This window comes from Pirellulales bacterium (assembly GCA_035546535.1).
GTDB lineage: Bacteria > Planctomycetota > Planctomycetia > Pirellulales > JACPPG01 > JACPPG01.
The window spans coordinates 1-8585 of record DASZWQ010000157.1 but is presented as its reverse complement, the minus strand read 5'-3'; the positions used below and the strand labels follow the sequence as shown (position 1 = coordinate 8585).

General features: G+C 62.7%; 9 protein-coding genes. 5 read left to right on the top strand and 4 right to left on the bottom strand.

The window, feature by feature from the left end:
* Positions 1-654, bottom strand: a 654-nt coding sequence (locus VHD36_19215; protein ID HVU89467.1) for a hypothetical protein, incomplete at its 3' end; no start/stop codon positions are given.
* A gap of 567 nt (positions 655-1221) precedes the next feature.
* On the opposite strand from VHD36_19215, the gene VHD36_19210 reads away from it, so the two are divergent.
* Entirely contained in the window at positions 1222-1797 is a 576-nt protein-coding gene (locus tag VHD36_19210) for a hypothetical protein (protein HVU89466.1), read from the top strand.
* A 481-nt stretch (positions 1798-2278) separates the two neighbouring features.
* On the opposite strand, the gene VHD36_19205 is transcribed toward VHD36_19210, so the two are convergent.
* The gene (locus VHD36_19205; GenBank protein ID HVU89465.1) at positions 2279-3385 is read right to left on the bottom strand and encodes a Gfo/Idh/MocA family oxidoreductase; all 1107 of its coding nucleotides are present in this window, start codon (positions 3383-3385) and stop codon (positions 2279-2281) included.
* Positions 3386-3745: 360 nt separating this feature from the next.
* Between VHD36_19205 and VHD36_19200 the strand changes: the two genes are divergently transcribed.
* Complete coding sequence (locus VHD36_19200) at positions 3746-4387, top strand: TIGR03000 domain-containing protein (GenBank protein ID HVU89464.1); 642 nt, start codon at positions 3746-3748, stop codon at positions 4385-4387.
* A gap of 236 nt (positions 4388-4623) precedes the next feature.
* Complete coding sequence (locus VHD36_19195) at positions 4624-5067, top strand: hypothetical protein (protein ID HVU89463.1); 444 nt, start codon at positions 4624-4626, stop codon at positions 5065-5067.
* 112 nt (positions 5068-5179) lie between these two features.
* Here the strand turns inward: VHD36_19195 and VHD36_19190 are convergent, their stop codons facing one another.
* Positions 5180-6673, bottom strand: coding sequence for a rhamnulokinase family protein (locus VHD36_19190; protein HVU89462.1), 1494 nt, complete (start codon positions 6671-6673; stop codon positions 5180-5182).
* Positions 6674-7035: 362 nt separating this feature from the next.
* On the opposite strand from VHD36_19190, the gene VHD36_19185 reads away from it, so the two are divergent.
* Both VHD36_19185 and VHD36_19180 read left to right on the top strand, forming a co-directional pair.
* A complete protein-coding gene (locus VHD36_19185) occupies positions 7036-7842 on the top strand; it encodes a phosphoadenylyl-sulfate reductase (protein ID HVU89461.1) in 807 nt (268 codons plus the stop codon).
* A gap of 28 nt (positions 7843-7870) precedes the next feature.
* Positions 7871-8299: an Rrf2 family transcriptional regulator gene (locus VHD36_19180; protein HVU89460.1), complete on the top strand. Its 429-nt coding sequence runs from the start codon at positions 7871-7873 to the stop codon at positions 8297-8299.
* Between the two features lie 24 nt (positions 8300-8323).
* Here the strand turns inward: VHD36_19180 and VHD36_19175 are convergent.
* Positions 8324-8585: S46 family peptidase (locus tag VHD36_19175; protein HVU89459.1), on the bottom strand; the 262-nt coding region annotated here is incomplete at its 5' end.

Here is an 8585-nt window from a genome sequence, read left to right as displayed (position 1 = left end):
CAGCCGTTCACGCCCCAGGCGAGCAATGTACACCACGGCGTCACGGGCATGATGGCGGGTGTTGATCTGCCAGCCGGCAACGCGATCGAGCACTTCGCGACGGAAGCGATCGATCTGGGCCTGCGGAAGGCGGGGGAGATTGTGCTCGACAAACACCGGGTCCGACAGCGCCACCTGGTAGACGTGCGTGCTATCGTCAACCAGCTTTTTCCAATCGGGCATTTCCACGTAATGCGACTGGATTTTCAGGAGCACTTCGCCGTAGAGGTCAAGCGCCTCGCGCTCACTCACGGTCGTCAGGGCCCGCTTGTAGCTAGGATCGCTGTAACGGCGTCCAATTTCGTAGTGCGCACGCGTCGAGGCGAGGTGTTGTTCGATGGCCGGATCGTGAGGGAACTTCCGCAGCGCGTCTTCATAAAACGTGAGCGCCTCGCCCCAGCGCCGCTCGTTTTCCAACGATTGTCCCTGCTGAATGAGCCGACTGGGATCCGTCGACACCACGTCGCTGGCCCCGCCCGAGGACGAAACGTCGGTGGCGGAGTTTGTCGAGGGGTTGACGAAGCCGATTTCGGCCATTGCCGCCAGCGGCAGCGAGAAGGCGGAAACAGCCCACAAGGCGAACGAAAGGAGCGCGGCAGAAACCCTACGGTGCATAATCAGATCCTGGAGTGTCGGCCGCGCGGCGGAGAAGCGCCGCTCGGAACTTCCCGGGGAACGTGCCGGTCGAAAAGCATTCGAAGGCGGGTTGACACGAAAGCGCGGGTAAAAGCCAGGCTGCAGGTTGTAACGGTGCGGTTCTACCGTCCGGTCCCGCAGCCAAATGCAATATAGGTCACGATACCAAGACGGTCAAAAAACTTTTCGGCGCGGCATCGCGCGCCTTCCCTACAGCCTGCACCTTCGCGCCGCGGGCCATCGCGTTGCATCAAGAATTGCCAAGGTACGCAGCATGGCAACTGCGACGGTTACAGCCGTACGGCGCGTAAGTCCGGAAAGCGCCTGACGTAGGGGCTGCTCGCGCATAGCCCGTGCAAGTCACCCCGGCGTTACAGCCGGAAGGGACGAGAAAAGCACCGCTAGCGCCCCTTGACCGGCAAGGTAATCGGCATACGTCCGGGAGCCGGAAGCGCCGAAACCGGTGCCGCGGTACTCAGATACCATGGAAGCGTGCAAACTGATTAACGAACAGTAATATTCCGAGCGACTTCGGATCCAGACAACTTGGCAGCGAATGCCCTGACCATGATCCACGCGCCACCACAAGACCCGGAACAGAACTTGAAAGCGCCGCGCGGGTGGCTGAGCGGCGGTTTGCTTCTTGTGGCAGCAGTCATTGCGATTCTGGCGGTGGCCGGCACATGGTACGCCTTCTCGGTTGTTCGCCAGCGCTATTCCGCTCTGGGCCCAGAGCACGCGCGCATTATTGAGAATGCGCTGACTTTTGCGGGTACCGTGTCACTCCTGATCCCGCTCTTGCTCGTGACAACGGCGTTCTACGTTCGACGGACGCGCCGCGCCCGGCCGCTCAAAGGTCAACCCATCTGGCGCTTCGGCCTCCCGGGTTTGATCGGCCTGGTGACCTTCGTCGCGATCGCCATTCGCTTCCCGGCTGCCACGTTGGTCGTGACCGTGGCAATTCCCATCGCGGTGCTGATCTTGGCCGGTTGCGTTGCGGCGGTGCTTTATCCGGCGGCTGTGATTGCCCGTCTGTTTCGTGAGTCGAACGCTGCCCCCCTCGACTCGAAATGCGATAGAGCGGCCCAGGTCGCACGCCAGCCAGATGAGTTGGAGCAATAGCCGCGGCGGGCAAAATCAACCGCACTTTGTAGTGGACTGTCAAAACGAAGAGCGGGGTGCCGTGCTCACTAAGCGCGTGAGGCGTTCCCGTAATTTATGCGGAACGGCTTATCCCGGCACACCGTAGGTGTGCAACAGGTCAGCCCAGGGCAACGCCCTGGGGACGCACGCAAAAACCAATGAGCTGAGCCCTGAAAGGGCGATACACGTCCGCGCGCGTTCTTTCGATTGATTGTTCCGCCCCTTACAGGGCTCAATAACGACGAACATGGACGTGAGATTCACCCAGGGCGTCGCCCTGGGCTATCTTGTTTGACGCCTTCGGCGTCAGAGACGCGCGAACCACCGGAATCCCTCGTGAAGCCCGTGAGCATTTGGCTCAATCTCTTGACAGTTCAGCATGGTTCCGGAGAGTGTGGCCGTGGCACCTCGAACTCCGCGTCGATGTGTGACAGACCAGCAGGTAATCGCTCAGCAGCGATCACTTTTTCGACAACTTCACCGGTCGCCCGGTTTTCACCGAGGCCGTTTCCGCCAGGCAGAGAGCCAGCGCGTCACGCGCTAGCGCTCCCGATAAAAGGGGCGACGGGCGATTTTCGCTCGCCGAGCGCACCGCCTCGCGCAGTTCGAGAGCAAAGGCGTCGACCGCCTTGAGCTTGGGCCGGCGCACGCGACCGTCACTGCCGAGCAACGTCAGTGGCGTACCCGTCACTGCTTCGCCCCCCAGGACCGCCGAATCGTAAACGAGCGTGGCCTGCTCGAGGTAGATCTCGAACGCGTGCGTAAAGCTGCGCCCCTGTTGGGCGATGACGCCGCTCGTGGCCGCCACGGCCAGGCGCTTGCCAGGATACAGAAACTGCGTATCGACGAATTCGACCGCATCGCCGCGCATGCGACCGGTGCTGAACACGGCCGCCGGCATGCCGCTCACGAGGCGAATGAAATGCGCGTCGTGAATGTGCAAGTCGACGACCGGGCCGCCCACTTTGCGCGGATCGTAGAAGTCCTTGATCCATAACGGATCGGAGATCACGCGCTTGAAGTAACCACCCAACAGCTTGCCGTACTTGCCGCCGCGGATCGCCTCGTAGGCGAAAGCGTATTCCGGCATGAAGGGCAACACGTGGCCGATCAGCAATTGGCGTCGCGCCTTTTCCGCGGCGCGCACCATCCGCGTAGCATCGGCCAGCGTGAGCGCTATCGGCTTTTCGCACAGCACGTGCTTGCCGGCCGCGAGCGCCGCGATGGCTACTTCGGCGTGTAAGTCAGGCGGCAGGCAAATATCGACCAGATCGATCGATGGATCGTCGAGCAGTTGCCGCCAATCGAGATAGCCGGCCACGCCGCGCAGATCCATTTGCGTGCCGGGCGGTCCGAAATTGCCTTGGATGCCGCGCCAGTCGCCCGCCAATTTGCGCCGCTCGCGCGATACGACCGCCGAGACCTTGGCCCCGCGTACTTGCTTGTACGCCAGGTAGTGGATCATGCCCATGAAGCCGATGCCGACGATGCCGACGTTGATCATGCGCGAATTCTCTTGGTGCCGATGGACAAAACCGCGTGGGAGCGCCGGCGAGCGGAATTTCATGCCCGGTTGCCGTGTGTTTGCTCGCCAGCGCTAGGATTTTGTCTCAACGCTCTTCGGGGTAAATCCAGGGTGTCGCATCCGCCTCGGGATCGCTGGTTATATCATGCGACCGAAGCCGGCTCATCCCCGCCCAATGCGGGATTGGCGTCGCCAGCCGGCGATACGTCTTTCCCAAGTGCCAGAGGCTGCTTCGCCGCGCCCGGGTTATTTACACGAGGTCGTGGCGAGCAGTATGCTCACGGGCGCGGAATCCGGCGATGGGGGCATGATTCCGCCCACGCCGGAGGGGCCCGGAAATTGCACATGGCCGCAGCTAGAGTAGCTCGGCAAACCATCGACGTCACTTCATGGAGTAGAGACATGTTGCAACACGCGCTAAAAGCAGGGCTGATCGCCGCGGTTCTAGGTCTGCTCGTCGCAGATGCAAACGCCTTCGGCCATCGCGGCTGGGGATGCGGCTGGGGTGGGTACGGAGGCTGTGGCTACGGCGGTTACGGCTACGGCGGATACGGTGGCTGGTATGCCGGCTATGGCGGTGGCTGGGGATACCCTGGCTACTACGGTGGGTACGCGGGCTGCGGATACGGCGGCTGCGGGGCAGCCCCTGCGGCGGCTCCCGGCAATGCGCCGATGGCGCCTCCTGCGACGACTCCCACGCCAACGCCGAACCCGCCGGCGACTGGCACCTACAACACGCCGACGAGCAGCACCGCGGTGACCTCCGATCGCCTGATGCTCGCCGTGAACGTTCCGGCCGATGCCAAAGTGATCATCAATGACCGTTTGACGACCAGCACGGGCGAGCACCGCACGTACGTCTCCAATGGCGTGCAGCCGACGGCCAACTACAGCTATCGCGTGCAAGTCGATTTCGTGCGCGACGGCAAGCCGGTCAATGAAGAAAAGACCGTGCAGCTATCCGGGGGCAAAAGCGTATCGCTGACCTTCGGCGGCGACGCTCAGACGCAGGTGGCGGATGTAGCCGCGTCGGCACAGCGCTAACTACCAAAAAGCCCGACGCGAACAAATCGAAAGACTAGCTAGCCGTCGGCGCCGGCCTGCAGAGGATGCAGGAGCGTCGGCGGCTATTTTTTGTTGCTGGGCCGTCGTTCCATTTCTTCAGCTCCCTCAGGGCAGGGATTCCCTCGGGTGACGTGCCGTGGTATCGACTACAGACTAAGCCGGCCGCGATTACCCGGCAACGTCCCGCCTTGTCGAATCAAAAGCGATGCATCGCGATGGAGAACCATTCGCAAATTCCGCCCCCTCCTCCTCCTCGTCCTTCGGAACGGGGGCGGTTCTCGACGCGCACGCTTTTTTTCGGCGTCGCTGTCACCGCGTTGCTATTGTCGCTGATCAAAGCCGGCGCGTTCTTTGTGATCGTCGGCGTGGTCAGCGCCATCCTGGTGGCCATGGGCGTGGCGATCTCGATTTCGCGGCTCTCGGCCCTGTTCGCCGGCGTGGCCTGCATCACGAGCGTAATCATCATTCTGTGCCTGGGGATCGGGATGGCGCAGCGGAAATTCGACGTTCGCTCGAGCCTCACGCGAATGTTGGGAGAAACATACGGCACGAAACAAACCGTCGATCTCGTCTTGCTCTGGCTATGCGCCGTCGGACTGAGTGCGATCCTTGGCGCCGTGCTGGGCTGGATCATCGCCAAAGCGGAGGAACGCGGTTGAGCAAGAGCAATCCGGCCGGCACTGGTGGGCAAGCCACCCGTGGCACCCGATTTCGCCCTGCCGAGCCGACCAAAGGCAGAGATGGCTGGATCGACCTCGTTCTCGCGTCTCCTCACGCACTCGTGAGCTCTGCGAACTTGCCCGCGGCGTCTTCCCAGGCCTTTGTATCGCGCGGCTCGTACTGTTCCACGGGGAAACTTTCGCGCACCAGATCGCGCGCTTCGGCGATCGATCCCACGGTCCCGGCCGCCAGCGCCTGGACCATGACATTCCCGATCGCCGTGGCTTCCACCGGCCCGGCGACAACGCGGCGTCCGCAAGCGTCGGCCGTGGCCTGGCAGAGTTGCCGATTCTGGGTGCCACCGCCCACGACGTGGATCGTCTCGACGCGCCCGCCGCTCAGCTCTTCGAGCGACGCCAGCACTTGGCGATAGCGCAGCGCCAGGCTTTCGATCGCCGTGCGAATGACGCCTCCTTCCTCACTCGGTACGTGCTGCCCTGTTCGCTGACAAAGCTCGCGAATCGCTGCCGGCATGTCGCGCGGCGCCATCAGAGACGGATGGTCAGGATTCACGAGCGAACGCAGCCGTGGCGCCTGCACGGCCAGGTTATTGAGGTCGTCCCAGCTATACGATTTGCCGGCCAGCTTCCATATTCTTCGGCATTCCTGCACCAGCCACAGCCCGACGATGTTCTTCAACAAGCGCGTGCGATGCCCGACGCCGCCTTCATTCGTGAACGACAGCGCCATGCATTTTTCGGTCACCACGGGATTCGGCAGTTCGGCGCCCATCAACGACCACGTGCCCGAGCTGATGTAGCACCAGTCGGGGCGTTCGCTCGGTTCGCCGGCGGCTGGCACGGCCATGACGGCGCTCGCGGTGTCGTGCGTGCCAGGCAGGACGACCGAAACGTTCGACAACCCGGTTTCGGCAGCCACCTGCGGCCGCAGCTTGCCAAGGTTCGTGCCCGGGTCGGCAATCTCTCCCAGAAAGTGCGAGGGGATACCAAGCTGGCCCAACAGCCCGGTAGCCCAGCGGCGTTTGACGGGGTTGTAGAACTGCGTCGTGGTGGCGTTGGTGTACTCGTTGGCCTTCACGCCCGTAAGCAGCCAATGGAACACGTCGGGCATCATCAAGAATGACTCGGCCATCTCCAGTAGTGGCGAGTTCTGCTCGCTCAAGGCCAGCAGTTGATAGAGCGTGTTGATTTCCATGAACTGGGCGCCGGTCTTGGCGAAGATCTCGGCGCGTGGCACGCGGGCGAGCGCCTTCGCGAGCATGCCGTCGGCGCGTGGATCGCGATAGGAATGAGGACTTTCGAGCAGCACGTCGCCGCGTCCCAACAGCGCGAAGTCGACGCCCCACGTATCGACCCCGACGCTCTTGATGGCAGCGCCGAATTTCGTTCCCGCGGCGCGCAGTCCGTGTACGATGTTGCTCCACAGGCCGAGCACGTCCCAATAGAGCCCGCCGGCTGCGGCGATGGCGCCGTTTTCGAAACGGTGAATTTCTTCCAGCCGCAACCGCCGGCCGTCCAGCAAACCGGCCAGCACGCGTCCGCCGGATGCCCCCATGTCGACGGCTAAATAGACTTCTTCCGCCATGAATCGAGCCCTTGCTGGATGCCGTGCCGTGCCCTTGCGCGAAGAGATTCACGATCGAATCAAGCGCGCGTGATCGAGATCAATTTGCGTCGCCCGAGAGGCGATCGTGACCGGTTCGATTCCGGGCGTCAAGGATTACGGCGAGCGCGGCAGCAACGCTCCGTGCCGAGAGCGTCGCCCGCGCTTTTCGACGCTTCCCCTGCCGTCGCAATTGAGCTGAAGTTTCCGATTATGCGGGCCGATTATGTACCAGAGGCCGCTTATAGTTGACTTACCTGCGCAACATTCATATGATTGGCCAATTCCCAGCGACTACACCAAGCTTTCCTACGGGCCGGGCCTCGGAAACTGCCCCCACGCACATGACCACGCCTGCAATCCCAGGAACGGCAATTCCAGGAGCCTCGGCGGGCGTTGCGGCCCCCAGTTCGGCTAGCCCGGCGAATGCCGCCGACGGTCGCCCGCCGCTGCCGGCCCAGGAGGTCCTCGACCAGCTTCGCGAGTACAGCCAGAAGTTGGAACAGGCCACGCCGCGCGAGATCATCGCCTGGGCCGTTGAGAATTACTTTCCCAAGCTGACCATGGCCACGGCCTTCGGTCCCGAAGGATTGGTCATCATTCACTACCTGGCCGAGATCGAGCGGCGGACGCCCGTTTTCAATCTCGAGACGGGCTATCAGTTTCCGGAGACGCTGGCGCTGCGCGAGCGCATCCGCGAGCGGTACGGCATTGAGGTCGAATACAAAACCGCTCCCACGACGGTCGCCGAGTACGAGGCCCAGAACGGCGGCCCCGTCTACAAGACCAATCCCGACAAATGCTGCTTCGACCGCAAGGTGACGGTGCTGCGGCAGGCGGCCATGGGCATGCGGGCCTGGATGAGCGGCATACGCCGCGACCAGAGCAGCGATCGCGCCGGCGCGCCGATCGTGGGCTGGGACAAGAAGTTCGGCCTGGTGAAGATCAGCCCGCTGGCGAACTGGACCAAGAAAGACGTGTGGAAGCTGATCACCGACGAAAACATTCCCTACAACCCGCTGCACGACCAGGGCTACACGAGCATCGGCTGCTGGCCTTGCACGCGGGCCGTCATGTTCGGCGAAGACGAGCGCGCTGGTCGCTGGAGCGGCACCGCGAAGGTCGAGTGCGGGCTGCACACCGCCGACTAATTCCCTCGCGCCAGGCGCCCAGGCACCCGTGAAAGTCTCTGCGAAAACCGAGTACGCCTGTATCGCCATGCTGGAATTGGCCGCCAGCCATCACACGGGCGAACCGGTGCGCATTCGCAAGATTGCCGAAGAGCACGGCATTCCCTCGCGCTTCCTGGTGCAGATTCTCTTGCAGCTCAAAGGAGCCGGCCTCGTCACCAGCACGCGCGGCGCCTCGGGCGGCTATCAACTGGCCAAGCCCCCCGAGCAAATCACGCTGGCCGAGGTGATGAACGCCACCGAAGGCCCGGACGAGGAAGTGACCACCAGCGCCGCCCCCGGCTCGGTCGTGGGCAAAGTGCTGGAATCGGCCTGGCGCGAAGTCGCCGCCGTGCAGCGCAAAATGCTCGAAACGATCACCTTCGACCAGTTGGTCGACCGCGCCCGCCATCAGGCGGAGAACATGTATTACATCTAGCGGGCAGACGGAAGCAAGCGGCCGCTATTTCCCCAACTCGTCGGCCAGTTCCTTCGCTCCGTAAACCTTGCGCAGCGCTTCGACGATTGCCGCCGAGTGGACACTCGTGGCCCGGGCCTGGTCTTGCGTGTAGATGAAGTCCAACACCAGCGATTGGATATTGCCGTCGAAGATCAGCCCTACGACTTCGCCTTCGCGATTGATGACCGGGCTGCCTGAATTGCCGCCGATAATGTCGGCCGTGCTGACGAAGTTGAAGGGCGTCTTCAGATCCAGGTCCTTTTTG

Bases quoted from the DNA above. Each gene is read 5' to 3' on its own strand.
- VHD36_19205 (HVU89465.1), bottom strand. From the start codon at position 3,385: ATGAAATTCCGCTCGCCGGCGCTCCCACGCGGTTTTGTCCATCGGCAC.
- VHD36_19185 (HVU89461.1), top strand. From the start codon at position 7,036: ATGACCACGCCTGCAATCCCAGGAACGGCAATTCCAGGAGCCTCGGCG.
- VHD36_19195 (HVU89463.1), top strand. From the start codon at position 4,624: ATGGAGAACCATTCGCAAATTCCGCCCCCTCCTCCTCCTCGTCCTTCG.
- VHD36_19200 (HVU89464.1), top strand. From the start codon at position 3,746: ATGTTGCAACACGCGCTAAAAGCAGGGCTGATCGCCGCGGTTCTAGGT.
- VHD36_19190 (HVU89462.1), bottom strand. From the start codon at position 6,673: ATGGCGGAAGAAGTCTATTTAGCCGTCGACATGGGGGCATCCGGCGGA.